The organism is Asanoa hainanensis, assembly GCF_900188485.1.
Classification (GTDB): Bacteria; Actinomycetota; Actinomycetes; order Mycobacteriales; family Micromonosporaceae; genus Asanoa; species Asanoa hainanensis.
The window spans coordinates 180,053-205,530 of sequence record NZ_FZPH01000002.1 but is presented as its reverse complement, the minus strand read 5'-3'; the positions used below and the strand labels follow the sequence as shown (position 1 = coordinate 205,530).

General features: G+C 70.5%; 28 protein-coding genes. 12 read left to right on the top strand and 16 right to left on the bottom strand.

Features of this window, described 5'->3' with window-relative positions; genetic code table 11:
- Nucleotides 1-46: 46 nt before the first annotated feature.
- The 5 genes from CHC05_RS04825 to CHC05_RS04805 form a co-directional block, all read right to left on the bottom strand.
- A complete protein-coding gene (locus tag CHC05_RS04825) occupies nt 47-1,057 on the bottom strand; it encodes an ABC transporter ATP-binding protein (protein ID WP_089245103.1) in 1,011 nt (336 codons plus the stop codon).
- Nucleotides 1,041-2,219: an ABC transporter ATP-binding protein gene (locus CHC05_RS04820; RefSeq protein WP_089245101.1), complete on the bottom strand. Its 1,179-nt coding sequence runs from the start codon at nt 2,217-2,219 to the stop codon at nt 1,041-1,043. The genes CHC05_RS04825 and CHC05_RS04820 overlap by 17 nt, the downstream gene beginning before the upstream one ends.
- Nucleotides 2,219-3,160, bottom strand: coding sequence for an ABC transporter permease (locus CHC05_RS04815; RefSeq protein ID WP_089245099.1), 942 nt, complete (start codon nt 3,158-3,160; stop codon nt 2,219-2,221). The genes CHC05_RS04820 and CHC05_RS04815 overlap by 1 nt, the downstream gene beginning before the upstream one ends.
- A complete protein-coding gene (locus CHC05_RS04810) occupies nt 3,153-4,079 on the bottom strand; it encodes an ABC transporter permease (RefSeq protein WP_089245097.1) in 927 nt (308 codons plus the stop codon). Before CHC05_RS04810 ends, CHC05_RS04815 begins: the two co-directional genes overlap by 8 nt.
- A 112-nt stretch (nt 4,080-4,191) precedes the next feature.
- Nucleotides 4,192-5,829 carry a peptide ABC transporter substrate-binding protein gene (locus CHC05_RS04805; RefSeq protein WP_089245095.1) on the bottom strand — a complete coding sequence of 546 codons (1,638 nt, stop codon included), beginning with the start codon at nt 5,827-5,829 and terminating at the stop codon, nt 4,192-4,194.
- 509 nt (nt 5,830-6,338) lie between these two features.
- Between CHC05_RS04805 and CHC05_RS04800 the strand changes: the two genes are divergently transcribed.
- Nucleotides 6,339-7,502, top strand: coding sequence for a M23 family metallopeptidase (locus CHC05_RS04800; protein WP_089245093.1), 1,164 nt, complete (start codon nt 6,339-6,341; stop codon nt 7,500-7,502).
- Between the two features lie 69 nt (nt 7,503-7,571).
- Nucleotides 7,572-8,522 (top strand): malate dehydrogenase, encoded by a 951-nt coding sequence (mdh, locus tag CHC05_RS04795; protein ID WP_089245091.1) that lies wholly within the window; start codon nt 7,572-7,574, stop codon nt 8,520-8,522.
- Here mdh and CHC05_RS04790 read toward each other — a convergent pair.
- On the bottom strand, nt 8,519-9,169 hold the full coding sequence (locus CHC05_RS04790) for an MBL fold metallo-hydrolase (protein WP_245870663.1): 651 nt from the start codon (nt 9,167-9,169) through the stop codon (nt 8,519-8,521). The genes mdh and CHC05_RS04790 overlap by 4 nt on opposite strands.
- A 241-nt stretch (nt 9,170-9,410) precedes the next feature.
- On the opposite strand from CHC05_RS04790, the gene CHC05_RS04785 reads away from it, so the two are divergent.
- On the top strand, nt 9,411-10,625 hold the full coding sequence (locus CHC05_RS04785) for an NADP-dependent isocitrate dehydrogenase (RefSeq protein WP_089245088.1): 1,215 nt from the start codon (nt 9,411-9,413) through the stop codon (nt 10,623-10,625).
- Nucleotides 10,626-10,681: 56 nt separating this feature from the next.
- Here CHC05_RS04785 and CHC05_RS04780 read toward each other — a convergent pair whose 3' ends face one another.
- A complete protein-coding gene (locus tag CHC05_RS04780) occupies nt 10,682-10,879 on the bottom strand; it encodes a hypothetical protein (protein ID WP_089245086.1) in 198 nt (65 codons plus the stop codon).
- Nucleotides 10,880-10,964: 85 nt separating this feature from the next.
- On the opposite strand from CHC05_RS04780, the gene CHC05_RS04775 reads away from it, so the two are divergent.
- From CHC05_RS04775 to CHC05_RS04760, 4 genes are read left to right on the top strand one after another with little or no spacing between them, the layout of a single operon-like run.
- On the top strand, nt 10,965-11,777 hold the full coding sequence (locus tag CHC05_RS04775; RefSeq protein ID WP_089245084.1) for a methyltransferase domain-containing protein: 813 nt from the start codon (nt 10,965-10,967) through the stop codon (nt 11,775-11,777).
- On the top strand, nt 11,774-12,379 hold the full coding sequence (locus CHC05_RS04770) for a pentapeptide repeat-containing protein (protein ID WP_245870662.1): 606 nt from the start codon (nt 11,774-11,776) through the stop codon (nt 12,377-12,379). The genes CHC05_RS04775 and CHC05_RS04770 overlap by 4 nt, the downstream gene beginning before the upstream one ends.
- A complete protein-coding gene (locus tag CHC05_RS04765) occupies nt 12,379-13,017 on the top strand; it encodes a formylglycine-generating enzyme family protein (protein ID WP_089245082.1) in 639 nt (212 codons plus the stop codon). The genes CHC05_RS04770 and CHC05_RS04765 overlap by 1 nt, the downstream gene beginning before the upstream one ends.
- Nucleotides 12,998-13,237 carry a hypothetical protein gene (locus CHC05_RS04760; protein WP_089245080.1) on the top strand — a complete coding sequence of 80 codons (240 nt, stop codon included), beginning with the start codon at nt 12,998-13,000 and terminating at the stop codon, nt 13,235-13,237. The genes CHC05_RS04765 and CHC05_RS04760 overlap by 20 nt, the downstream gene beginning before the upstream one ends.
- Here the strand turns inward: CHC05_RS04760 and CHC05_RS04755 are convergent.
- Entirely contained in the window at nt 13,234-13,770 is a 537-nt protein-coding gene (locus tag CHC05_RS04755) for an HD domain-containing protein (RefSeq protein ID WP_089246090.1), read from the bottom strand. The genes CHC05_RS04760 and CHC05_RS04755 overlap by 4 nt on opposite strands.
- 66 nt (nt 13,771-13,836) lie before the next feature.
- On the opposite strand from CHC05_RS04755, the gene CHC05_RS04750 reads away from it, so the two are divergent.
- A complete protein-coding gene (locus CHC05_RS04750) occupies nt 13,837-14,265 on the top strand; it encodes a hypothetical protein (protein ID WP_179266051.1) in 429 nt (142 codons plus the stop codon).
- A 167-nt stretch (nt 14,266-14,432) separates the two neighbouring features.
- Here CHC05_RS04750 and purH read toward each other — a convergent pair whose 3' ends face one another.
- On the bottom strand, nt 14,433-15,989 hold the full coding sequence (purH, locus tag CHC05_RS04745; protein ID WP_089245076.1) for a bifunctional phosphoribosylaminoimidazolecarboxamide formyltransferase/IMP cyclohydrolase: 1,557 nt from the start codon (nt 15,987-15,989) through the stop codon (nt 14,433-14,435).
- A complete protein-coding gene (gene purN / locus CHC05_RS04740) occupies nt 15,986-16,597 on the bottom strand; it encodes a phosphoribosylglycinamide formyltransferase (protein ID WP_089245074.1) in 612 nt (203 codons plus the stop codon). The genes purH and purN overlap by 4 nt, the downstream gene beginning before the upstream one ends.
- A gap of 106 nt (nt 16,598-16,703) precedes the next feature.
- On the opposite strand from purN, the gene CHC05_RS04735 reads away from it, so the two are divergent.
- Nucleotides 16,704-17,012: a hypothetical protein gene (locus tag CHC05_RS04735; RefSeq protein ID WP_089245072.1), complete on the top strand. Its 309-nt coding sequence runs from the start codon at nt 16,704-16,706 to the stop codon at nt 17,010-17,012.
- A gap of 26 nt (nt 17,013-17,038) precedes the next feature.
- Here the strand turns inward: CHC05_RS04735 and CHC05_RS04730 are convergent, their stop codons facing one another.
- On the bottom strand, nt 17,039-18,505 hold the full coding sequence (locus CHC05_RS04730; protein WP_089245070.1) for a cell division protein PerM: 1,467 nt from the start codon (nt 18,503-18,505) through the stop codon (nt 17,039-17,041).
- Between the two features lie 584 nt (nt 18,506-19,089).
- Here CHC05_RS04730 and CHC05_RS43235 point away from each other — a divergent pair.
- Entirely contained in the window at nt 19,090-19,338 is a 249-nt protein-coding gene (locus CHC05_RS43235) for a hypothetical protein (RefSeq protein WP_089245068.1), read from the top strand.
- Between the two features lie 52 nt (nt 19,339-19,390).
- Here the strand turns inward: CHC05_RS43235 and sucD are convergent, their stop codons facing one another.
- The 3 genes from sucD to icmB all read right to left on the bottom strand — a co-directional run bounded on the left by sucD (nt 19,391) and on the right by icmB (nt 22,191).
- Nucleotides 19,391-20,278, bottom strand: a complete 888-nt coding sequence (sucD, locus tag CHC05_RS04720) for a succinate--CoA ligase subunit alpha (RefSeq protein WP_089246088.1) — start codon at nt 20,276-20,278, stop codon at nt 19,391-19,393.
- 1 nt (nt 20,279) lies between these two features.
- Complete coding sequence (sucC, locus tag CHC05_RS04715; protein WP_089245066.1) at nt 20,280-21,458, bottom strand: ADP-forming succinate--CoA ligase subunit beta; 1,179 nt, start codon at nt 21,456-21,458, stop codon at nt 20,280-20,282.
- A 328-nt stretch (nt 21,459-21,786) separates the two neighbouring features.
- Nucleotides 21,787-22,191, bottom strand: coding sequence for a coenzyme B12-dependent isobutyryl CoA mutase small subunit (gene icmB, locus CHC05_RS04710; protein ID WP_089246086.1), 405 nt, complete (start codon nt 22,189-22,191; stop codon nt 21,787-21,789).
- 345 nt (nt 22,192-22,536) lie between these two features.
- On the opposite strand from icmB, the gene CHC05_RS04705 reads away from it, so the two are divergent.
- Both CHC05_RS04705 and CHC05_RS04700 read left to right on the top strand, forming a co-directional pair.
- Nucleotides 22,537-23,241 carry a M23 family metallopeptidase gene (locus tag CHC05_RS04705; RefSeq protein ID WP_089245064.1) on the top strand — a complete coding sequence of 235 codons (705 nt, stop codon included), beginning with the start codon at nt 22,537-22,539 and terminating at the stop codon, nt 23,239-23,241.
- A gap of 291 nt (nt 23,242-23,532) precedes the next feature.
- On the top strand, nt 23,533-24,393 hold the full coding sequence (locus tag CHC05_RS04700) for a M23 family metallopeptidase (RefSeq protein ID WP_245870661.1): 861 nt from the start codon (nt 23,533-23,535) through the stop codon (nt 24,391-24,393).
- Here the strand turns inward: CHC05_RS04700 and CHC05_RS04695 are convergent.
- Together CHC05_RS04695 and CHC05_RS04690 are read right to left on the bottom strand one after the other, a co-directional pair.
- Entirely contained in the window at nt 24,390-25,103 is a 714-nt protein-coding gene (locus CHC05_RS04695) for a hypothetical protein (protein ID WP_089245062.1), read from the bottom strand. The genes CHC05_RS04700 and CHC05_RS04695 overlap by 4 nt on opposite strands.
- On the bottom strand, nt 25,100-25,438 hold the full coding sequence (locus tag CHC05_RS04690; RefSeq protein ID WP_089245060.1) for a PadR family transcriptional regulator: 339 nt from the start codon (nt 25,436-25,438) through the stop codon (nt 25,100-25,102). The genes CHC05_RS04695 and CHC05_RS04690 overlap by 4 nt, the downstream gene beginning before the upstream one ends.
- Nucleotides 25,439-25,478: the final 40 nt, after the last annotated feature.

The window sequence follows — 25,478 nt, the reverse complement described above, 5'->3', positions numbered from 1 at the left end:
CCGGGGATCATTCCAGGAGGAACCCACCAATTAGGGCAATGACACCCTAGGCGATGACCTGGTGCAGCTCCGCGTAGTGGCAGGCCGACGGGTGCGGGTCGACGGCCCGCTGCGACAGCGGTGGTTCCTCGCTCGCACACCGCGGCTGGGCCTTCCAGCAGCGCGTCCGGAAGCGGCAGCCGCTCGGTGGGTCCGCCGGTGACGGCACGTCGCCGGTCAGCCGGATGATCTGGCGGCGGGCGCGGGCCGTCGGGTCCGGCACCGGGACCGCCGACAGGAGCGCCTGGGTGTACGGGTGTGTCGGGCGCAGGTATACCTGGTCGGACGTGCCGGTCTCGACGATCCGGCCGAGGTACATCACGGCGATCCGGTCGCTGATGTGGCGGACCACCGACAGGTCGTGCGCGATGAAGATGTACGCCAGCCCGAGCTCGTCCTGGAGCCGCTCCAGCAGGTTGACCACCTGCGCCTGCACCGACACGTCCAGGGCCGACACCGGCTCGTCGCAGATGATCACCTCGGGTCGCAGGGCGAGCGCGCGGGCGATGCCGATGCGCTGGCGCTGGCCGCCCGAGAACTGGTGCGGGTAGCGGTTCGCGTGTTCCGGTGAGAGGCCGACCTGGTCGAGGAGCTCCCGCACCGCCTGGTCGCGGTTGCCCTTCGGGGCCGCCTCCGGGTGGATGTCGAACGGCTCACCGACGATGTCGGCGACGGTCATCCGGGGGTTCAGCGACGTGTACGGGTCCTGCATGACCATCTGCATCGACCGGCGCAGCCGACGCAGGTCGCCAGAGCGCATCCGGAACAGGTCGTGGCCCTTGAGGTAGGCGCGGCCGGCGGTCGGCGTCTCCAGCCGCATCAGCAGCTTGGCGAGCGTCGACTTGCCGCAGCCGGACTCGCCGACCAGCCCGAGCGTCTCACCGGGGCGCAGCTCGAAGCTGACACCGTCGACGGCCTTGACCGCGCCGACCTTCTTCGGCAGCACCACGCCGCGGCTGATCGGGAAGTGCTTGACGGCGTTCTCGACCCGCAGGATGGGCTCACGCAAGACGGGCATCGAGTGCCTCCGGCGGGAAGTGGCAGGCGCTGGCCCGGTCGAGCCGGCCGATCCGCGTCAGCGCCGGAGAGGTCATCCGGCACATCTGCTGCGCCCACGGGCACCGCGGGTGGAAGGCGCAACCGTCGGGGATCGCCGTCGGGTTCGGCGGGGTGCCGCTGATCGAGTGGAGGCCGTGGCCACGGTGATCCAGGCGAGGGACGGAGGCCAGCAGACCGCGGGTGTACGGGTGTGCGGGCGACGCGTACAACGTGTGCACGTCGGCCTGCTCGACGACCCGGCCCGCGTACATCACGGTGATCCGGTCCGCGACGTCGGCGACGACGCCCAGGTCGTGCGTGATCAGGATGAGCGCCATCTCGAGCTCGGCCCGCAGGGTCGCCAGCAGGTCCATGATCTGGGCCTGCACGGTCACGTCCAGGGCGGTGGTCGGCTCGTCGGCGATCAGGACCTTCGGCCGCATGGCCAGCGCCATCGCGATCATGACGCGTTGCCGCATGCCGCCGGAGAACTCGTGCGGGTAGTCGTCGACGCGGTCCGCCGAGGCCGGGATCTGCACCATGTCCATCAGCTCGATCGCCCGGCGCCGCGCGTCGGCCTTGCCGATCCCGCGGCGCGACCGGAGCGCCTCGGAGATCTGCCAGCCGACCGGGAAGACCGGGTTGAGCGCGGACAGCGCGTCCTGGAAGACCATCGCGATCTCCTGGCCGCGCACCTGACGGCGGCGGTCGGGCGAGACCGTCAGCAGGTCCTCGCCGCCGAAGAGCACCTGGCCGCCGCGTACCACCGCCGGTGGGGTGTCCAGGATGCCCATCACGGCCTGCGCGGTGACCGACTTGCCGGAGCCGGACTCGCCGAGGATGGCCAGCGTCTCACCGGGGTCGACGTGGAACGACACCCCGTTGACCACCCGCGCGACGCCGTCCCGGGTGTCGAACTCGACCCGCAGGTCGCGCACGTCGAGCAGGTGCTCACCGGAGCGCGGCTGGGTGACCCGGGCGCGGCTCGGCGGCGTCGACCAGGCCGCGGTCGGCGTGTCCCAGCCACCCCGGTTCGGGTCGTCCCAGCCGGCGACGACCGGGGCGGGAGCCGGCTGTTCCGGCCATTGCTGTGCAGCCGGCTGGCCTGGCCATTGCTGCTGGTACGGGTTCGGTTGGGTCATCAGCGCAGCTTCGGGTCGAAGGCGTCCCGGATGGCGTCGCCGAGCATGATGAACGCGAGCACCGTCAGGGTGAGGAATACCGAGGGCGCGACGAGGGGCGTGGCCGACTCTCGGACGTGCTTGCCAGCGGTGGCGATGTCGATCCCCCACGAGATCGCCGGTGATCGCAGGCCGATGTTGAGGAACGACAGGGTCGCCTCGGTGGCGATGAACGTGCCGAGCGCGATGGTCAGCACCACGATGAACGGCGCGAGCGCGTTCGGCAGGATGTGCCGCCACATGATCCGCAGCGGGCCGGCGCCGAGCATCCGGGCCGCGGCGACGTAGTCCTGGCTGCGGGCGGCGATCACCGAACCGCGCATCACCCGGGCCGCAGTGGTCCAACCGAGGATGCCCAGCACGATGACGACGGTCGCGATGCCGGAGCCCTGCCGGTCGGCGGAGAGCCGCTTGCTCAGCACGATGGCGGCCAGCAGCAGCGGGATGCCGAGCACGACGTCGACCACCCGGGACAGGATGGCGTCGAGCCAACCGCCGAAGTAGCCGGCCAGCATGCCGAAGACCAGGCCGATCACCCCGGTCATGAGTACGGCGAAGACGCCGACCAGCACGGATGCGCGGGCGCCGTGCACGGTGCGGGAGAAGACGTCACAGCCCTGGAAGTCGTAGCCGAGGATCGCACCGCCGGACGGCCCGGCGAACTGCCGGCGGGTGTTGCAGGCGGTCGGGTCGGCGGAGCTGAACAGCCCGGGCCAGACCGCCATCAGCACGATCAGCACGACCAGGGCCGACGCCACCCAGAAGATCCAGTTGCGGCGCAGGTCGTACCAGGCGTCGGCGTACAGGCTGCGGGTCTTCGCGGTCGCGGCAGGCCCGGCGGCCGGGTCGCCGGACGGGCGGACGCCGAGCTCGGTGGTCGCCGCCATCTCCAGGTCACTCATACCGGATCCTCGGGTCGAGTACGGCGTAGAGCAGGTCGACGAGCAGGTTCGTGACCAGGAAGACGACGACCAGCACGCTGACGAAGCCGACCACCAGCGGGCCGTCCTCGGTCTGGATGCCCAGGAGCAGCTTGGAGCCGACACCCGGAATGTTGAACACGCCCTCGGTGATGATCGCGCCGGCCATCAGGGTGCCGAGGTCGACGCCGATCAGGGTGATCACCGGGATCATCGAGTTGCGCAGCACGTGCACGGCGACCACCCGGCGCGCGGAGAGCCCCTTCGCGCGGGCGGTGCGCACGTAGTCGGCACGGACGTTCTCGGCCACCGAGGCGCGGGTCAGCCGCAGGATCGTCGCGGTCGAGGCCGCGCCGAGCACGAGCGCGGGCAGGATCAGCCCGTAGAGGCTGGGTCTGGCGCCGGCCGTGGTCGGGAACCAGCCCAGCTTGACGCCGAAGACGAGCTGGGCGATCGGGGCAAGCACGATGATCGGCAGCCCGACCACGACCAGGGTGAGCGCGAGCGTGGTGTTGTCGAAGACGCTCCCGCGCCGCAGGCCCGCGACCAGGCCAGCGGCGATGCCGAACAGCGTGGCGAAGAACAGCGCGAGCAGCGCGAGCTTGATCGTGTTGGGCCAGGCGTCGGACATCACGTCACCGATCGGCCGGCCGGTGAGCGTCTTGCCGAAGTCACCGGTCAGCAGGCCCCGCATGTAGTAGCCGTACTGCACCAGGAACGGGTCGTTCAGGTGGTACTGCTCGGTCAGCACCTGCCGGACGTTGTCACTGACGGGCCGGTCACCGGCGAGCGCCTGGATCGGGTCGTTCTGGTTCGCGAACATCAGCGCGTACACCACGAAGGTCGCCCCGACGAAGGTGACGACCATCTGGAGGAGACGCCTGATGATGTAGCGAGCCATGCGGTGCCAGTCTCTGTGCGCCGGGTGCGGGGGTGATGAACTTACCTCGCGTCCCCTGACGGCCGACGACCGCCGGTCCCGAAGAGAACCGGCGGCCGCGCGGTGCGTCAGGTCAGCCCAGCACCTCGATCTGCGAGAGGTCGATCCGGCTGAACAGGTCGACGACCACGTTCTGCACTCGGGTCGAGAACCCGTAGTTGTTCTGCGCGAAGCGCAGCGGGATCACCGGGAGCTGCTGGGCGAGGATGTTCTCGGCGTCCTGGTACTTCGCGATCGACTCTTCCGGGGTCTTCGCCGCGGCGCCCTCGCTGACCAGCCGGTCGAAGTCGGCGTTGGAGAAGCCGTAGTAGTTCGACGAGCCCTTGGTCGTGTAGAGCGGGCCGAGGTAGCTCTCCATGGACGGGTAGTCCATGGTCCAGCCGAGCCGGAAGATGCCGACGTCCTGCTTCTCCTCGACCTTGGTCAGCAGGTCCGCGATCTTCGGTTCCGGCGTGGCCACGCACTCGACACCGAGGTTGGCGTTGAGCTGGTTGCAGGTCGCGTCGATCCAGTCCTTGTGCGGACCGTCCGAGTTGTAGGCCAGGTTGAGCTTCTTGGGGCCGTCGTTCTGCTCGTAGAGCGCCTTGGCCTTGCCCGGGTCGAACTCGCAGGCCTCGCCGCAGGTGTTCTCGCGGTAGCCCGCGACCACCGGGGAGACGAACGAGCGGGCGGACTGCTGCGAGCCCTTGAAGACCGACCGGACGATCTCGTCGCGGTCGATCGCCATCGAGATCGCCTTGCGCACCTCTGGCTTCGAGAACTCCGTCTCGAAGGTCGGGAACGCGAGGAACTGGAACTGCGACGCCGAGCTGCGCTGGAACCGGTCACCGAGGTCGTCCGGCGCGGTCACGATGCTCTCGGTCGGGATCTGCGGGATCACGTCGAGGTTGTCGGAGAGCACGTCCGCGTACGCGGCGCTGGGCTGCAGGTAGATCCGGAACTCGACGCCGCCGACCTTGGGCTTCGTGCCCGGGTAGCCGTCGTACTTGGCCACCTCGACCTTGGCGTCGTGCTCCCACTTGCCGTTCATCTGGAACGCGCCGTTGCCGATCGGCGCGGCCTCGAAGTCTTCGTTGATCACACCGGGAGCGGTGAAGGCGGCGTCCGGCAGCGGGTAGAACGCGCTGTAGCCGATCACCGTCTCGAACTCCGTGAACGGCTCGGACAGCGTGACCTGGAAGGTCAGGTCGTCGATCTTCTTGAGGCCGCTCATCGTCTTGGCCTTCGGCGGCGCGGGCTTCTCCGGGCCGTCGGCGCCGTCCGGGTCCGGACCGAGCTGGGTCTCCCCGAAGCCCTGGATCCGGCTGAAGAAGTAGCCGTTGTTCTGCGCGTTCGGTCCGTACGCGGCGTAGTTCCAGGCGTTGATGTAGTTGTCGGCCCGGACCTTCTCCCCGTTGTGGAAGGTGTAGCCGTCCTTGAGCTTGATGGTCCAGACCCGGTGGTCGGCGGACGACTCGATCGACTGGGCGGTGTCGGGCACCGGCTTGAAGCTCTGGTCGTAGCTGACCAGCCCCGCGTAGAGCGCGGACAGCACCTGGATGCCGCTCGCGTCATTGGTGTTGGAAGGCAGGAGGTGCTGCGGTTCGGCGATCTGGATGCTGACCACACCCGTCGGATCGACCTTCGCCGAATCGCCACTGTTGCATCCGACCAGGCCGGCGGTGACGGCCAGGGGAACGAGGGTTCCGGCGATCAGCCTGCGAACCTGCATGGAGCCTCCTTGGTGGCACTTGCTCGCGCGCGCGGGTCGACGCGCCACCGGTCGGGTGACGCAGTGCAACGTCGGCAAAGGTAAGTCAACGGACTCCCTCAGCCAAACCGGCGGATCACGACGAGGTCACGACGCCGGTCCGCCACGTGTTGCGGGTCAAGCTCTTCGTCTGTTGTGGAACGGCCACACAGCGCAAGGTCCACGAGTGGGCCGGGGGAAATTATGCCTCAGGTCTCAGGGCAAAACGGCCCGTCCCTAAGACCGACATGTCGGACACGGAGCGCGGATCGCGGCGAGCGTGCGACTACCCATTGTGACCGATGCGCCATCGGGTGCGCCCCACCTGCGGACGGGCCGGCCATCCGGCGAGGCGGGCCGCCGCGTCGGGTCGCGCCGGGGTCGGATCGCCGCCTCGGCCAATGTGGCCGATCGGCCCGAAAACCGTTGAGCCCGGATCGTCGGCGGCGTGGCGGCGTGACCGAGATGCCCTAATTTCCGATCATCGTATTATGCGACTCCGTATCGCAATAGCCGCATCTGCCGTCCTAACCGCACTGATCGGATTCGCCGGGGTCGCCACCAGCGCGCACGCCGGCCCGAAAGCCGACCTCACCGCCGCAGTGCGGCAACTGTTGATCTCCCGCAGCAAGACGTCGATCGTCGCCGCACCCGAGCCGCAGGTGAACATCGCCTCGCGCACCACCAACACCTGGGGCTTCGGCACCGCGGTGCTGGTCGCCAAGAAGGCCGCCGGAGCGTACCCGGAGGGTTGGCTCTTCATCGCCCACCGCGACAAGAAGGGCTGGACCGCCGCGCTCGAAGGCGAGCCCGCGTTCGCCAGCCTCGCCGGCAAGTCCCCGATCCTGAGCTCCGCGGAGCGCCAGGTGCTCGGAGTCGACCGCCGGGCCGAGAAGTCGGTCGACAAGCGCACCGGCCTCCGCCTCCCGTACGCCAACGGGCAGGCCTGGTTGCTGACCGGCGGTCCGCACCGCATGAGCAACACCGTCCGCAGCTCGATCGACCTGTCCGGCGGCGACGGCCGGGTGCTCGCGGCCCGCGCCGGGCTCGCGTACACGATGTGCTCGTCGGGCAAGGGTTGGCTCCGGGTCATCCACGACCGCGGCTGGGCGACGGACTACTACCACCTCTCCGGCAACATCAAGGCGAGCGGCAAGAAGGTCGCCGACGGCGAGTTCCTCGGCGACATCGGCAACGACGTCTCCTGCGGCGGCTCCTCGACCGGCGCGCACGTGCACTTCTCGCTGCGCTTCAACAACAAGTACGTGGCGATCGACGGCACCGCGATCGGCAAGTGGGTGATCGAGGAGAACAAGGCCCTCTACGACGGGTACGCGCTGCACGGCTCGACCCGCGCCGAGGTCGGCAACGAGCTCTTCAACTACGGCCGGCTCGGCTTCCGCCAGGGCATCGTCGACACCAACGGTGGCGGCGCCACCATCCACCGCTCGGGGCCAGGAACGGGCTACGCCCAGGTCGGCGAGACGCCCGACGGCGAGACGATCGACATCGTCTGCTCCAAGCGGGGGACGCTGCACGTCGGGCGGAACGGGTTCACCACGAACCTGTGGAGCAAGCTGCGGGACGGCAGCTACATCAGCGACGCGTTCCTGTGGACCGGCCGGAGTGACCCGGTGAACGGCTGGTGCCCCTAGGGCCGGCCGCCCTGACCGGCGCTGATACGGTCGCGGGAAATCTGCCGGTAACAGGGAGTTGAGGCGACCATGGGCAAGAAGGTCACCGTCGTCGGTGCCGGTTTCTACGGCTCGACGACGGCGCAGCGGCTGGCCGAGTACGACGTCTTCGAGACCGTCGTGCTGACCGACATCATCGACGGCAAGCCCGAGGGTCTCGCCCTCGACATGAACCAGTCCCGGCCGATCGAGGGCTTCGAGACGGAGGTCGTCGGTGTCACGACGGGCACCGACGGCTCCGGCTACGAGAAGATCGCCGGCTCCGACATCGTCGTGATCACCGCCGGCCTCCCGCGCAAGCCGGGCATGAGCCGGATGGACCTGCTGGAGACCAACGCCAAGATCGTCCGGGGCGTCTCGGAGCAGGTGGCCCGGCACGCGCCGGACGCCGTCGTGATCGTCGTGTCGAACCCGCTCGACGAGATGACCGCGCTGGCCCAGATCGCCACCGGCTTCCCGAAGAACCAGGTGCTCGGCCAGGCGGGCATGCTCGACACCGCCCGGTTCAGCAACTTCGTCGCCGAGACGCTGGCCGTGCCGGTCGGCACGGTGAAGACGCTGACCCTGGGCTCGCACGGTGACACCATGGTGCCGGTGCCGTCGCAGTGCACGGTCAACGGCAAGCCGCTCTCCGAGCTCCTGCCCGCCGAGAAGATCGACGAGCTGGTGGTCCGCACCCGCAACGGTGGCGCCGAGGTGGTCGCGCTGCTCAAGACGGGCTCGGCCTACTACGCCCCGTCGGCCGCCGCGGCCCGGATGGCGCGCGCGGTAGCCGAGGACAGCGGCACGGTGCTGCCGGTCTGCGCCTGGGTCGACGGTGAGTACGGCATCTCCGGCGTCTACCTGGGCGTCGAGGCCGAGATCGGCGCCGGCGGCGTGAAGCGCGTCGTCGAGACCGACCTCACCGAGTCGGAGCGGGCCGCCCTGAGCGAGGCCGCCGAGGCCGTCCGCGCCAAGCAGGGCGACGTCGCGAACCTCTAGATCTTGATAAAGGGGTCACCCAGGTGGGAAACCGCCAGGGTGGCCCCTTTTTCGCGCGCTTGGCGCAGCAGCGCGACGCGGCTCGTGCGGGCCAGCTCGGGATCCATCTCGTGGGTGTACGCCGTCTCCGGCGCGACCACCTGCACGGCGTGCACGAACAGGTCGCCGGTCACCACCACCGTGTCGCCGCCGTCTTCGAGCAGCACGCACTGGTGGCCCGGGGTGTGGCCCGGTGTGTGGACCACCCGCAGGCCCGGGGCCAGCCGGTGCTCGCCGTCGACCGCGTCGAGCTGACCGGCGGCCAGCAGCGGGTCCATCGCGTACGGGCCGGCCGGCGCCGCGTGCTCCTTGATGGCATCGAGCTCGGTGCGCTGCATGACGTAGCGCGCGTTGGGGAAGAACGGCTTGCCGGCCGACATCGCCCAGCCGATGTGGTCGGTGTGCAGGTGGGTCAGGACGACCGTGTCGACCTCGGCGGGGTCGATGCCGGCCTCGGTGAGCGAGGCGGGCAGCCGGCCGGGCACCGGCGCCCAGGCCGCGGCGGGCGAGTCGGCCGGGCCGATGCCCGCGTCGACGATCACGGTGCGGCCGCCGAGGCGGATCGCGAAGCAGCGGAAGCGCAGCAGCCAGTCGCCGCCCGCGGTCACGGAGGCGGGGTCGGTCTCGTCGGCTTTGCGCCAATCATCCGCAGTTGCGGTGGGAAACGCCTTTGTGCGGGGTTCGAAAAAGGGACCTTCACCGTCAGGCAGGACGATGATCGTGGCTTCGCCGACCTGGTGCTGGAGGGGCATCGCCCGATGCTCCCACGATGAGGGGCCGCAGGAGGCCCCCCGATCGGCTGCAGTACGCTCGTACTGCTAACGAGAAGTCCGAGAGGAGCGCCGGCGAATGGCCAAGATCAAGGTAGCGAATCCGGTCGTCGAGCTCGACGGCGACGAGATGACCCGGATCATCTGGAAGCAGATCCGCGAGCAGCTGGTCCAGCCGTACCTCGATGTCGACCTCGAGTACTACGACCTGTCGATCCAGCACCGCGACGCGACCGACGACCAGGTCACCGTCGACGCGGCCAACGCCATCAAGCGGCACGGCGTCGGCGTCAAGTGCGCGACCATCACCCCCGACGAGGCCCGCGTCGAAGAGTTCGGCCTCAAGAAGATGTGGCGCTCGCCGAACGGCACGATCCGCAACATCCTCGGCGGCGTCGTGTTCCGTGAGCCGATCGTCATGTCCAACGTCCCCCGCCTGGTGCCCGGCTGGACCAAGCCGATCGTCATCGGCCGTCACGCCCACGGCGACCAGTACAAGGCGACCGACTTCGTGGTCCCCGGCCCGGGTCGCGTCACCATCACCTACACCCCGGCCGACGGCTCCGAGCCGATGGAGTTCGAGATCGCCGACTTCCCCGGCGGCGGCGTCGCGATGGGCATGTACAACTACGACGACTCGATCCGCGACTTCGCGCGGGCGTCGTTCCGGTACGGCCTCGAGCGCCACTACCCGGTTTACCTGTCGACCAAGAACACGATCCTCAAGGCGTACGACGGTCGCTTCAAGGACCTGTTCCAGGAGGTCTTCGACGCCGAGTTCAAGGACCAGTTCGCGGCGGCCGGCATCACCTACGAGCACCGCCTGATCGACGACATGGTCGCGGCGGCGCTCAAGTGGGAGGGCGGCTTCGTCTGGGCCGCCAAGAACTACGACGGCGACGTGCAGTCGGACACCGTGGCGCAGGGCTTCGGCTCGCTGGGCCTGATGACCTCGGTGCTGATGACGCCGGACGGCAAGACCGTCGAGGCCGAGGCCGCGCACGGCACCGTCACCCGGCACTACCGCCAGTGGCAGAAGGGCGAGAAGACGTCGACGAACCCGATCGCGTCGATCTTCGCCTGGACCCGCGGCCTGGCCCACCGGGGCAAGGTCGACAACACCCCGGCGGTCACGGACTTCGCCAACAAGCTCGAGCAGGTCTGCATCGAGACCGTCGAGGGCGGTCAGATGACCAAGGACCTGGCGCTGCTGATCTCCCGCGACGCCCCGTGGCTGACCACCGACGAGTTCATGAACGCGCTCGACGAGAACCTGGCCCGCAAGGTCGGCTAGTTCTTCCTCGGAGCCCGCTCACGCTTCGGCGTGGGCGGGCTCTCGCGTGTACGGGTTCAGCCGCCCCCAACCCCGCAACTGCTGACGCAGCCAGCGCGGGCCGGCCACCTCGCCGGGTCCAGGGTGGCCTCGCCGGCGTACCAGCGGACCAGGGTCGCGGTGTCGGTGGTGACGAGCCCGTCCACCTCGATCCAGCGCTCGGCGAGCACCTCGGCCGCCAGCGCGATCGGGCAGTACTGGCCGTAGCTGCGCATACGCCCACCATCCTCGGCGCCGCGCCCGCGCGGAAGTCCAGAATTCGCACTTCCTGGATGGCCGCTGGCGCGGTGTCCTTGACGCATGTCCTACGCGCTGTCCGCCGAGGCGGCGGAGTTCTACGAGTCGACGTTCGTGCCGGCGCTGTTCGGCTCCTGGGCACGCCGGGCGGTCGCGGCCGCCGGGTTGACGCCCGGTCGTTCGGTGCTGGACGTGGCCTGCGGAACGGGCGCGGTGGCCCGGGCGGCGTCCGCGGTGGTGGGGCCGACCGGCACGGTGGTGGGGGTCGACCTGAATCCGGCCATGTTGGCGGTGGCGCGTCGGCTGCGGCTGGACCTCCGCTTTCTCGAAGGCGACGCCTGCGCTCTGCCGTTCGCCGCGGGCGCCTTCGACGTCGCCGTCTCGCAGGCCGGGCTGATGTTCTTCGACGACCAGGTGGCGGCGTTGCGGGAGCTGGGCCGGGTGGCCGGCCGGGTCGTGGTCCAGGTGCCCGGGCGGCTCTCCGAGAGCGCCGGCTATCGCGCCCTGGTCGAGGTGGTCGCCCGGCACGCCGGCCCGGCGACCGCTGACCTGCTGTCGGTGTACTTCAGCGCGGGATCGCCGGCGCTGCTGTCGGAGCTGCTGACCCGGGCCGGCCTGCTGGTGGACAGTTTCGAGACCTGGACCAGTGCGACCCGGCTCGACTCGCTGGACACCTTCCTCGCCGTCGAGCTCCTGCCGTTCGGTGCGCTCGAACCCGACGTACACGATCGGATCGTTCTTGACTGTCGCACTGCGCTGGCGCCCTTCGTCTCCCCGACCGGCGCGGTCGCGGCACCCATCGAGGTCCAGTTGGTCACCGCCCGGGCCCTGCCGGGCGCGCGGGCCGGCGGCCCGGTTGGCATGCTGTCAGGGTGATCGCAGCGGGAGGTTCCTATGTTTCCGAGCGGTTCTCGGTCGAGGACTGGGCCCTGGACGAGCTCGACCGGGTCACCTTCGAGCGCTGCGCGTTCGACGAGGTCGACTTGACCGAGGCCGTGCTGACCGGCTGCCGGTTCGACGAGTGCGACCTGTCGCGGGTCAAGCTGTCCAGCGCGGTGCTGACCCGGTGCGCCCTGCTGCGCTGCACGATTCGCAAGTCCGTCTTCTTCAACGCCCAGCTCGACGACTGCAAGCTGACCGGCACCACCTTCGACGACTGTGACCTGCGCCCGCTGACCGTCACCGGCGGCGACTGGTCGTTCGTCGTGGCCCGGGGCGCGAAGCTCGGCGGGGTCAGCCTGGCCGGGGTCAAGCTGCGCGACGCCGACCTGAGCGACGCCGACCTGACCCGCTGCGACCTGCGCGGCGCCGACCTGGCCGGTGCGCAGCTGCGGCAGGCCGCGCTGAAGGGCGCCGACCTGCGCGGAGCGGACCTGTCCAACGTGGCGCTGAACGAGCTCGACCTGACCGGCGTACGCCTGGATCTCGCGCAGGCGGCCCTGGTGGCGATGAGCTACGGCGCGATCGTCGAACCGTGATGGTCCCGGTGCCGGCCGGGGAGGTGACGCTGTCCGACCGGCGCACCCAACGCCGCTGGTCGGTCGCCGTCGACGCCTTCGAGCTGGGCGCGTTCCCGGTGACGCAGGCTTTGTATCTGGCGGTCACCGGCGCCCGCCCGAGCGCGTCGACCGGCGACCGGCTGCCGGTCGAGACGGTCTCGTGGTGGGACGCGGTCGCCTATTGCAATGCCCGTTCGCTGGCCGAGGACCTGACGCCCGCGTACGCGATCGCCGGTGAAGAGGTCTCCTGGGACCGGTCGACCGACGGCTACCGGCTGCCGACGGAGGCCGAGTGGGAGCACGCGTGCCGCGCCGGCACGACCGGCCCGCGCTACGGCCCGCTGGACGAGATCGCCTGGTACCGCGGCAACTCCGGCGACCGGATCCACGAGGTCGGCACCCGCGAGCCCAACGCCTGGGGCCTTTACGACCTGCTCGGCAACGCCTGGGACTGGTGCTGGGACGTCTACGACGCGGAGGTCTACGGCACGTACCGCGTCCTACGCGGAGGCGGCTGGTTCGACGAGCAGTGGAGCTGCCGCGCCTCGGTCCGCCGCCGCAGCCACCCCACCTTCCGCGTCGACGACGTAGGTTTCCGTGTCGCCCGCTCCGGCTGACCCCGCGGCCGAGTTCCGCGCGGAACTGATCCGCTGGGCGGCACGGGACCAGGGCAACGACACTCGCGACGAGCTCCTGCGCCTCCGCGACCTGGTCGAGCAGGCCCGCACCGCCGGCGTCGACCTCGCCCCGATCGTGGCCGAGGTGGCGGAGCTGTCGAGCACCGAGGACCGCTACGGCATGGGCTCGACCCGCGACCTCCTGCTCCGGCTGCTCTAGGCGGGATGACGCGCCTGGTAGGCCAGCCGCTCGTCGGCGCCCGCCGCGATGGCGTCGAGGATGTCGTCGAGCCCGCTGAACGCCTCCCACCGCGCGATGCCGCAGTCGACGGCGATCCGCGCCGTGACCAGGTCTTCGAGGTCCTCGACCCGCTTCGCCTTCCAGATCTTGTCGGCGAGGCTGACCAGGTGGTCGTCGATGGTCGTGTGCGGCGCCGTCCAACTGCCGTGCGTGCCGGCGAAACGGGCGAGCCCCGGTGCGATGCCACGGGCGACGAGCAGCGCCTCACCGGCGGGCTCGTGCCGGGATCCCGGACCCGTCAACTCGTCGCGGTGGACGACCTTGCCGATGTCGTGGGTGGCCGCGCCGTAGCGGACGGCCGCGCGATCGAAACCCAGCGCCGGGTAGCGGTCCGCCAGGACCTCGGTCAGTACACAAGCGACATCGTGTACGGCCCGCAGGTGCGCGACCAGTCGCGGCGGCGCGTCGAGCGCCGTCAACAGTTCGTGGACGTCGTCCGGCAGCGGCTGCATCGGCACAACAGTAGCGACGGGAACCCCGGAGCCGTGCCGTGGCTCTGCCTAGGCATGGTCATGGGTGTGCGGCGTCTCGGTGTGGTGCTGGCCGGTCTGATGATGGTGCTGGCGGCGGGCTGTTCGGGGGACCGGGAAGCCGCACCCCCGCCGGCCCCCTGTGGCTCGCCGGTAAACAGCGAGATGCAGGGGACCGGTTCGCTGTGGGCGCTGTTCTTCCCCAAGCCGGGCCAGCCCGCACCCGTGCTGGCCGGCACCGAGACGAAGATCGTGTGGAAGATCGGTGGTGAGGGCGACTTCACCGTCTCCGCCGCGGGCCCCGACGGCGCCCAGGGGAAGTTGGCCTGGGGGCCGACAGGGCACGGCGGCAGCACGTGGGAACGCCCCGGCAGTGAGTACGGCACCGGGTTTGTCTTTCCCACCGCCGGCTGCTGGACGATCACCGCCGAGCGGGCCAGCGGCGAGCGCGGTGAGCTTCGGTTGACCGTCGCCTAGGCCCCAGGCCCTGTTTCGCATCTGAGGCCGGGCTGCGGCGGGCCCAGGCGCCGCCTGGCCGCACGGCACCTTCACCCGGATACAACACCGGTATCCGGGCAAAGCCGCCGCACACCCAGACGACCCCTGGACTCCGCCTCGCCTCGACCCCAGATGCGAAACAGGGCCTAGTGGAAGAAGTGCCGGGCCCCGGTGAAGTACATGGTTACCCCGGCCGCCTCGGCTGCCGCGATCACCTCTTCGTCGCGCATCGAGCCGCCCGGCTGGACCACCGCCCGCACCCCCGCCTCCGCGAGGATCTCGAAGCCGTCCGCGAACGGGAAGAAGGCGTCCGATGCGGCGACCGCGCCGGCAGCGCGCTCGGCGCCCGCCCGGGAGACCGCCAGCTTCGCGGAGTCCACACGGTTGACCTGGCCCATGCCGACGCCGACCGAGGCGCCGTCGCGGGCCAGCAGGATCGCGTTGGACTTCACCGAGCGGACCGCGCGCCAGGCGAAGGCCAGGTCGGCCAGCACGTCGTCGGACACCGGGGTGCCGACCGCCAGGCGCCAGGCCGCCGGGTCGTCGCCGGGTGCGTCGATCGCGTCGCGCATCTGCACCAGGACGCCGCCGGTGATCGGCTTCCACTCGGCCGGCAGCGGCGCGAACGCCGGCGCCTTCAGCAGGCGGATGCTCTTCTTGCGGCTCAGGATGTCCAGCGCGCCGTCGGCGAAGGACGGCGCCACCAGCACCTCGGTGAAGACCTCGGCGACCTGCTCGGCCATCTCGACGGTGACCTCGCGGTTGACCGCGATCACGCCGCCGAACGCCGACACCGGGTCGCAGGCGTGCGCCTTGCGGTGGGCCTCGGCCACGTCGTCGCCGACCGCGATGCCGCACGGGTTCGCGTGCTTGATGATCGCGACGGCCGGCGCGTCGAAGTCGTGTGCCGAGCGCCAGGCCGCGTCCGCGTCCACGTAGTTGTTGTAGGACATCTCCTTGCCGTGCAGCTGCTCGGCCTGCGCCAGCCCGGCCGGCGACGACGGGTTCGTGTAGAGCGCCGCCTGCTGGTGCGGGTTCTCGCCGTACCGCAGCGGCGTCTCGACCCGCAGCGTGAGCCCCGCGAAGGTCGGCCACTCCGCGGGCGCCACCGTGGTCGCGAAGAAGTCGGCCACCGCGACGTCGTAGTCCGCGATGTCGGCGAACGCCTTGGCCGCCAGCGCGCGGCGCTCCGCGAGCGTGAACCCACCACCGGAAACAGCGTTGAGCACCATCGGGTACGCCGCCGGCGAGGTCACGACCGCGACGGACGCGTGGTTCTTCGCGGCGGCGCGGACCATCGCCGGGCCGCCGATGTCGATCTGCTCGATGGACTCGTCCACCGAGGCACCGGAGGCGACGGTCTCCTGGAACGGGTACAGGTTGGACACCAGCAGCTCGAACGGCGCGATGCCGAGGTCGGTGAGCTGTTCGAGGTGCGCCGGCAGGCGGGTGTCGGCCAGGAGGCCGGCGTGCACCCGCGGGTGCAGCGTCTTGACCCGGCCGTCGAGCACCTCCGGGAAGCCGGTCAGGTCCTCCACCTTGGTGACGGGCACGCCCGCGGCGGCGATGGCCGCGGCGGTCGACCCGGTCGACACGATCTCCACACCGCCGGCGTGCAGGGCGGTGGCCAGCTCGGTCAGCCCGGTCTTGTCGTACACGCTGACCAGGGCGCGTCGCAGCGGCCGCCGTGCGTCGTCGTTCATGGGATGGTGACCTTCCTTCCGGTGATGGTCCAGCCCTCGCGGACCAGGCGGCCGACGTTGTCGACGAGTTGCTTGCGCTCGGCGACCTTGATCCGCTCGGTGAGCGTCTCCTCGGTGTCGTCGGGCAGGACCGGCACCGCGGTCTGGGCCACGATCGGTCCGGTGTCGACACCCGCGTCGACGAAGAACAGCGTCGCGCCGGCGAGCTTGACCCCGTAGTCCAACGCGTCGCGCGGCCCGTGGATGCCGGGAAACGCCGGCAGCAGCGCGTTGTGCGTGTTGAGGTAGCGGTCGCCGAAGGCGGTCAGGAAGTGCGCGCCGACCAGCTTGAGGAAGCCGGCGGAGACAACGAGATCGGGCTGGTGTTCGGCGACGCGCTGCGTCAGCGCGGCGTCCCAGGCCTCCCGGGACGCGTGGTCTTTCACCCGCTCGACGAACGTCGGCAGACCGGCGGCGACCGCCCGGTCGAGGCCGGCGATGCCGTCGCGGTCGGCACCGACCGCCACCACGGTCGCGCCATAGCCGGGATCGGCGCAGGCATCGAGCAGGGCGGCCAGGTTGCTGCCGGAACCGGAGATCAGAACCACGATGCGAGCGGACGTCGGCACGTAGGTAGACGATACCGGCCCCGCAGGTCAGCCCTTGCGACCGGCCTTGACGCAGTGATGATCTTCCAGGAATATTTGCAGGTCAACCACCCCGGAAGGACACTTCGTGACCAACCCGTACCCGCCGCAGGGCTATGGCCCGCCGGCCCAACCGCAGAACAACACGATGGGCCTCGTGTCGCTGATCCTCGGCATCGCGTCGATCCCGCTCGTGTGCTGCGCGCCGCTCGGCCTCGCGGCCGGCATCGCCGCCGCCGTGCTCGGCCACCTGGGCAAGCAGAAGGTGGCGCAGGGGCTGGCCAACAACCTCGGCCAGGCCAAGGCCGGCTTCATCTGTGGTCTCGTCGGCGCCGGCCTGGCCGTGCTGTCGATCATTCTCGGCCTGCTGAACGTCTTCAACTCGCCCGGCATCTGACAGACCGACCCTCGCCGGCCTGCTTGTTACGGGCCGGCGAGGGCTCGCGTCGCCGCCGCGCCGACCGTGGCGCCGATCGTCACCACGACCGCGCCGGCCACGGCGACCTGCCAGGGCACCGGGCCCATCTCGGCCAGCCGCGGCCCGCCGACCGGCCCGCGGGAGACCAGCGCGGCCGCCCCGAGCAGCAGGCCGGCGATCGGCCCGCCCAATGCGGCGGCACCGACCAGGGAACCCCACGAGCCTCGCCGGCCGCCGACGTATCCAGCGGCCACGTCGCCCGCGCGCAGCCGGAGCACCCGGCGGGCCAGCAGCCAGCCGGCGACCATTCCCGCCAGCACCGGCACGGCCAGCAACAGCGCGCCCATCCCGCCGACCGGTCCTTTAGGGATGCCCGCGGCCAGCGGCAGCGGCAGCAACGTGCCGACGTCGACCTCGGTGGTCCGCACGACCGTGTCCACCCCGACGGCGAACCCCGGACCCAGCAGGTACGCGGCGGCCCAGATCGCGGCGTTCGGCGCGTACGCGAGGCAGATCAGCGTGATGCCCACCTGCCCGGCGACGCCGGTGCGATAGGCGCCGAGCACGTCCGCCGCGTCGCCGCCGCTGAGCGCGACCGAGAGGCCGGCCATCGCGGCGCCCGTGCCGAGCACCAGGACCGCGCCGACCACGCCGGTGCGGATGCCGTCGCGCAGCACCGGGTTCATCCGCACCGCCATGACCCGCAGCGCCCCGGTCACCCGCAGCGCGCCGACCAGCGCGGCGAAGAAGCCGAAGACGACGAAGTGCAGGAAGGCCCGCAGGGCGGAAACTTCGAGCCCGGGCCGGTCGACCAGCAGGGCGGCGGCCGTGCCGACCACCCCGTAGCCGAGCGCGACGGTGCCCGCCACCGCGGCGGCCTGCAGCGGTGAGCCGCGGTGCGCGATGCCGTACGCCCGACTGGTGTGCACGCCGGCGCGGCTGACCCGCCAGGCGGCGAACACGGCGACGGCCAGGGGCGGCAGGCCGAGCGGGCCTAGCGAGGTGCCCAGCGGCACGCCGTGCGCGAGCAGCCAGCCGGCGAGCCCGGCGCGGGTCGCCCCACCGAGCGCGTTGACCCCTTCGCTGAGCTGAGCGAGCGTCAGCACGACGGCGACCGGCAGGAACGAGAACGTGGCGGCGAACAGGGCCGCGACCGGGCCGGCGACCAGCAGCGGCGCGCGGCCGGGTGGCGGTGCCGTGCGCTGGCGGGGCAGCCGGACGGTCGGGCGGTTGCCCACGTCGAGCCGCTCCGTCGGGCGGTTGCGGAGCTCGGCGTCGTCGGGCTCCGGCTCGGGATCCGGCTCGTCGGTCGGCTCCGCCACCTGCTGGCGGGTCAGCGGTGGGTCGTCGTGGCGCGGCAGGTCCAGGCCGATCGCCTCCGCGTCCGTGCCCATGCCGGGGATGGGGCCCGTCGCCGGGTCCCGTCGGTCGTCGGCGGCCGGGGTTTGGCCGTCGGGCGTCGGACTGCGCATCGCCGCCTACTTTTTCACGCCTGCCCCACTGGTTAGGCGCGACACCACGGGCCTCGATCATCGCGTCAACCGGCGAAAGCGGACAAGCTTCGTAAAGTAGGGGATAACATACGGCGAACACCCGAACGACCGGGAGGCGACGCATGACCGCCGAGTATCCGCCCCGCGGGCAGGAGCCGGACGAGCCGCACCGATCCGCCGGCCCGCCAAGTCCAGGCGGCGCCGGCTCGTCGGGCCCTGCCGATCCGGCCTGGGGACCGCCCGGCACACCGACCGGCCCGTCCTATCCGCCGGGTGGACCGGTGACGCCCGGGGCCAACCCGGATCCGCCGGGCGCGTACCCACCGCCCTCCGGGGCGCCGTCGGGCTACCCGGGCTATCCGGGCCAGGACGCGGGCTATCCGTCCTATCCCCCGCCGCCGGGGCAGGAGCCGCCGCCGGGCGGTTACCCGCCGCCGGGCCAGGGTCCGCCGGTCGGCTACCCGCCGCCCGGGCAGGAACCCGGTTACCCACCGCCCCCGTACGGAGGCGGCGGCGGTCCGGGTGGGCCGGGCGGCCCGGGTGGACCCGGCGGGCGCTTCCCGATGGGCCGCGGCTCGGGCTGGGGCGCGCAGGACCACTCCAAGTTCTGGGGCATCCTCGGCATCGTCATCGGCCTGATCTGCTGCGGCGTCCTCGGCATCATCTTCGGCGTCCTGTCGCTGCGCGACGCGCGCCGGTTCGGCCAGTCACAGCTCCTCGGCTGGCTCGCGATCGCGCTCAGCGTGATCAACATCGTGGCCAGCCTGGTGCTCAACTTCACCCGGCAGTACCCGGGCGTCTACTACCACTAGGCAAACAGAACGGGGGACGGCGCGAACGCCGTCCCCCGTACCGCCTGCAGCCTTATCGGCCCTGGATGGTCTCCCGCATCAGGCGGGCGGTCTCGCTCGGCGTCTTGCCGACCTTGACCCCGGCCGCCTCCAGCGCCACCTTCTTCGCGTCGGCCGTGCCGGCCGAACCCGAGATGATCGCGCCCGCGTGGCCCATCGTCTTGCCGGGCGGAGCGGTGAAGCCGGCGATGTACGCGACGACCGGCTTGGTCACGTGCTCCTTGATGAACGCCGCCGCGCGCTCCTCGGCGTCGCCGCCGATCTCACCGATCATGACGATCGCGTCGGTCTCGGGGTCGTCCTGGAACGCGGCCAGCGCGTCGATGTGGGTCGTCCCGATCACCGGGTCGCCGCCGATGCCCACGCTGGTCGAGAAGCCGATGTCGCGCAGCTCGTACATGAGCTGGTAGGTCAGCGTGCCGCTCTTGCTGACCAGGCCGATCCGGCCGGCGGGGGTGATGTCGGCGGGGATGATGCCCGCGTTGGACGCGCCCGGCGAGGCGATGCCCGGGCAGTTCGGGCCGATGATCCGGGTCCGCTGACCCTTCTCGACGTTGTAGGCCCAGAACGCGGCGGTGTCGTGCACCGGCACGCCCTCGGTGATCACGACGGCCAGCGGGATCTCGGCGTCGATCGCCTCGACCACGGCGGCCTTGGTGAACTGCGGCGGCACGAAGATGACGGAGACGTCGGCCCCGGTCTCCTTGATCGCGTCGGCGACCGACGCGAACACCGGCAGCGCGGTGCCGTCGAAGTCGACGGTGGTGCCGGCCTTGCGCGGGTTGACACCGCCGACCACGTTGGTGCCGGCGGCCAGCATCCGACGGGTGTGCTTGGACCCCTCGGAGCCGGTCATCCCCTGGACGATGACCTTCGAGTCCTTGGTCAGCCAGATTGCCATGTCAGACCCCCGCAGCCGCGAGCTCGGCGGCACGTTCGGCCGCACCGTCCATCGTGTCCACCCGCTCGACGAGCGGGTTCGCCGCGCCGTCCAGGATCGCCCGGCCGGCCTCGGCGTTGTTGCCGTCCAAGCGGACGACCAGCGGCTTGGTGACCGCCTCGCCGCGCTGCTCGAGCAGCGCCAGCGCCTGGATGATGCCGTTGGCGACCTCGTCGCAGGCGGTGATGCCACCGAAGACGTTGACGAACACGCTCTTGACGCTGGGGTCGGAGAGCACGATCTCGAGGCCGTTGGCCATCACGGCCGCGCTCGCGCCGCCGCCGATGTCGAGGAAGTTGGCCGGCTTGACGTTGCCGTGCCGCTCACCCGCGTACGCGACCACGTCGAGCGTCGACATGACCAGACCCGCGCCGTTGCCGATGATGCCGACCTGGCCGTCGAGCTTGACGTAGTTGAGGTCCTTGGCCTTGGCGGCCTGCTCCAGCGGGTCGACCGTGCTCTGGTCGACGAGCGCCTCGTGGTCGGGGTGCCGGAAGCCGGCGTTCTCGTCCAGCGTGATCTTGGCGTCGAGGCAGAGCACCCGGCCACTGGCCACCTTCGCCAGCGGGTTGACCTCGACCAGCGTGGCGTCCTCGGCGACGAACGCCTTCCACAGCTTGATCGCGATCTCGATGATCTCGTCGGCCACCTCGGCGGGGAACTGCGCCTTGGCGACGATCTCCTTGGCGGTCGCGACGTCGACACCCTTGTTGGCGTCGATGGCGACCTTGGCCACCCGCTCGGGGGTCTCGGCGGCGACCTGCTCGATGTCCATGCCGCCGGCCACGCTCGCGATGCACAGGAACGTGCGGTTCGCGCGGTCGAGCAGGTAGGAGAAGTAGTACTCCTCCACGATGTCGGCCGTCTCGGCCAGCATCACCTTGTGGACCGTGTGGCCCTTGATGTCCATCCCGAGGATGTCGGTCGCCCGGGCCACCGTCTCCTCCGGCCCGTCGGCCAGCTTGACGCCGCCGGCCTTACCGCGGCCGCCGACCTTGACCTGGGCCTTCACGACCACACGGCCGCCGAGGCGCTCGGCGATCGCGCGGGCCTCCTCCGGGGTCTCGGCGACACCGCCGGCGAGCACGGGGAGCCCGTGTCGCTCGAAGAGATCGCGCCCCTGGTACTCGTACAGGTCCACGTTTACGCGTCCCGTCCTCGTCTCCGCGGCGCACCCTTGCGCCGCGCCCATTCTGGTGTTTGAGGGGAGCCTATCCACGGGGCCGGCGTCGGCAACCCGGCCGGGTCACCGGTGTGCGGCACTCCACAGGATCGGGCGTCCCGGAAATTTCTGAGATGGCGCGTAACCGCCGGATAAGGGCGTCGTTGACTTCAGTGTCGGCACGCAAGCGACAAAGCCGACGAAAGACGGCCGATGCCCTGTCGGTCGAGGGGTGGCGGCGGGGCATCGTGCATAGAGAGGCCGGGCGTGTGAGGGGTGCGTCCGGCCTCTCCCCTTATTCGTCGCTTTAGCCGACCGGCTGAGCGACGTTTTCGCGTACCCAGTCGACGATGCCTTGGGTTGTCGCTCCCGGCGTGAAGATCTTCGCCACGCCAATTCGCTGCAATTCGGGAATGTCGCCTTCGGGAATGATGCCGCCGCCGAAAACCACGATGTCGCCGGCGCCGCGCGATTCCAGCAGTTCGAGAACGCGCTTGAACAGCGTCATGTGCGCTCCCGACAGGACGGACAGCCCGACCGCGTCGGCGTCTTCCTGGATGGCGGTCTCGACGATCTGCTCGGGGGTCTGGTGCAGCCCGGTGTAGACAACCTCCATGCCCGCGTCGCGCAACGCGCGCGCGACCACCTTGGCGCCCCGGTCGTGCCCGTCCAGGCCGGGCTTCGCGACCACAACCCGTATCCGTGCGCTCATGAGGTCCTCCACTGGGGCTACGTTGCCTGAACGAACGGTAACCCGATCACGCCCTTAAGGGCGACACCGGGTGCGGCGTGCCACATGACAATAAGTAATCCTCGATGTTACGGAGAGCTATTAACGAGGCTCCCCACAAAAGGTTACGAAATCAGGCATTCCACTGCGGACGGTCGGACTTAATGTCCGCGAAACACTCGTCCAGCTTGAGACTCGCTTAAGGGAGGGCTACCGTGTCCACGGCTGCCAAACCGATCCCCCCGGAATGGCACTGCGGATCACCGGCGTTCACCCCCCGTGACAAACGCCGCTTCCGCCCAACTGTTCCGACAACGGAGGGTGTGCGTGCGCCAGCGCTTGTCGTCTGAGAAGGACCGCTATCGCGGTCGTCGGCGCGTACCTACCCCGCCCCGCAGCCGCTACGCGATCGTCGTCACCGGAGCATTCGTCGGTGCCGGTGTGGTCGCCCTCGGCGCGAGCGCGATGCCGGACGCGAAGGCCGTCGACCCGCAGATCCTCGCAGACCTGCACGGCGCCACCGTCAACAACGCCCTCCAAGATCGTGCCGACCAGGCCGGCAAGGCCTCGCGGTCCGAGCGCACCGACAAGATGGAGACGTCGCTCAACGACTCTCCCGACGTCTGGCAGCTCCCGCTCTCCGGTTACACGTTCACCAACCCCTACGGCATGCAGGGCGACCAGCTGCGGGCGGGCATCGACCTGGTCGCGCCCGAGGGCACCCCGTTCGCCGCGGTGCACGGCGGGGTCGTCAAGGAAGCCGGCTGGATCGGCGGATACGGGATGGCCGTGATCATCGACCACGGCGACGGCACCGACGTCATCTACGCCTACGCGCGCCAGGTCCTCGTGAAGAAGGGCCAAGAGGTCAAAGCCGGCGACATGATCGGCCTGGTCGGCTCGACCGGGCACGCGTACGGGTCGCAGCTCCACCTGGAGACGCACGTCGACGGCCAGTCCACGGACCCGATCCCGTTCTTCCGCGAGCGCGGAGTGGACATCCAGCTACAAGTCGCGTCAATCTACGGCTGAGTAGCGAGCCCTACACGCACCGTACTGTCCTCCGAACCGCCCGTCGCCAACGCGATGGGCGGTTTTTCGTTGCCCGCTGTTCGGCAAAGTTTCCTACGCCACAGCCGCCCATGTGACGGCGGCCACTCCGGTGGCCGGAACGCGTACGGGGTGTAGCGGTCCAGATCGGGACATAGCCTCCCTCACTCAGCGTGGTCATAACCACGGCATACGCATGGCTGTCGCCGCGTTGAACACGGCTCGTACAACCATTTGCCGGTCCGTGCCGCACAACCACGGAGGTTCACCCTCGTGCAATCGAACTACCCGTACGACCAGCAGCCTGAGCAGGAGTTTCACGCTCAAAACGGGCCAGAGGAGCCGACGCCGCAGGCGCCGCTCGGTGTCCGCGACCGCGTGCGCTCGTCGCTCGTCGGGCGTGGTCGCGTCGCCGCGCTGGCCGCTGTCGGCCTGCTCGGTCTCGGCATCGCGGGTGGCGCCGTCGCTACTCTGGGTAACGATGACTCGACATCACCGACCACCATCGCGGTGGCCGACCAGCAGGCGCGCATCGACGCCGCCAGCCGCGCCGACCGCGCGCTGCGCTCCCCCGTCGCAGTGCCCACCGTGAGCCCCACCACCGAGGTCGCCACCCCCAAGGCGACCGAGGCGAAGGAGCCCACGGCCAAGAAGTCCACCGCCGCGAAGAAGGCCGCTCCCAAGAAGGCCGCCGCGAAGCCCAAGGCCGCCGGCCCGGTCATCTCCAAGGCCGGCTGGACCTCCCCCATGCCGGGCTCCGAGGTCACCTCGTGCTTCGGCATGCGCTGGGGTGTCCCGCACCAGGGCATCGACTTCGCGATGCCGGAGAACACGCCTGAGCGGGCCGCCGCGGCGGGCACCGTGATCGCCGCGGGCTGGGCGTACACCGGCTACGGCATCTCGGTGGTCATCGACCACGGCGACGGCTACTTCACCCACTACGCGCACCAGAACCGCACCGCGGTCGAGGTGGGCCAGCAGGTGAAGGCCGGCCAGATCATCGGCTACGAAGGCTCGACCGGCGACTCCACCGGCCCCCACCTGCACTTCGAGGTGCACCAGGGCGCCATGTGGAACCAGATCGACCCCGCGCCGTTCCTGAAGGCGAAGGGCGTGCCGATCGTCGGCTGCTAAGGCTTACCCGCCCCCGGTAACGATGGGTCCGGCTCCTTCGGGAGCCGGGCCCATCGTCGGCTTCGGCTCAGCGCGATGCCCACGAACGGGACGACCAGGAGACAAAGCACCACGACGGTCGAGGGGTACGAGACGCCCGCGTTGTGCAGCATCGCCAGCCCGACCACCGGAAGCGCCAGCACGGCCACGCGGGCGCGAATCGGGCTGGGCAGCATGAGGACGGTGGCCGCGAGCAGGACGGTGGTGACCGCCACCACGGCGACGCCCAGCGTGCCGGCCTCGTACTGCCATTGCCCTCCGACGGGCAGCCAGGGCACCGTGCCGGAGAACGGCGCGCGCGGAAGCCAGCCGGTCCCGGCACCGATCACGCCGGCGCCCAGCGCGGGCCACAACGCAGGTCCGCGGAACACCGGGCCGTCGGTGGCCGCCCACACGGCCAGGCAGCCGACGGTCAGCAGCGCCGCCACGACGGCGATCGGCAGGTGCGCGACGCCGAACACCAGGAAGCTGAACGTGGCTGAGATGATCAGGCCGAGGTGGGCGGTGAGGGCCGCCCGGGCCAGGTCGACGACCTCGCCGGCCCGGGGACGGGTCTGCCCCTCCCGTGCTCCGGCCAGCAGGGCGGCCAGCATCTCGGCCTCGTACGCCTGCCGGTGCCGGCTCGGGAACAGGGCGAGCAGTCTGCGGTAGCGCCGCTCCAGGCCGGTCATGCCGGCTCAACTCCCAGCACCCTCAGCCGGCTGGTCGCCGCGGCGGCGTGCCGGGTCAACCGGGCGGTCTCGGCCGCCAGCCGCCGCGCGCCGTCGTTGGTGAGGCGGTAGTAGCGGCGCAGCCGGGAGTCGACGACCTCCTCGCGGTCGACCTCGATGAGGCCGTCGGAGTGCAGCCGGTCGATCGCGGTGTAGAGCGTGCCGACGCCGATCACGACGCGGCCTTCCGAGATCTGCTTGACGTCTTCGATCACGGCGTAGCCATGCCGCGGCTCGGCCGCCAACGAGGTGAGGATGAGGTAGCTCGGCTCGCGCAGAGGTGCGTCGTCCTTCATGGTTCTCGACCATACTTCGACTACTGATATATGTCGAGCA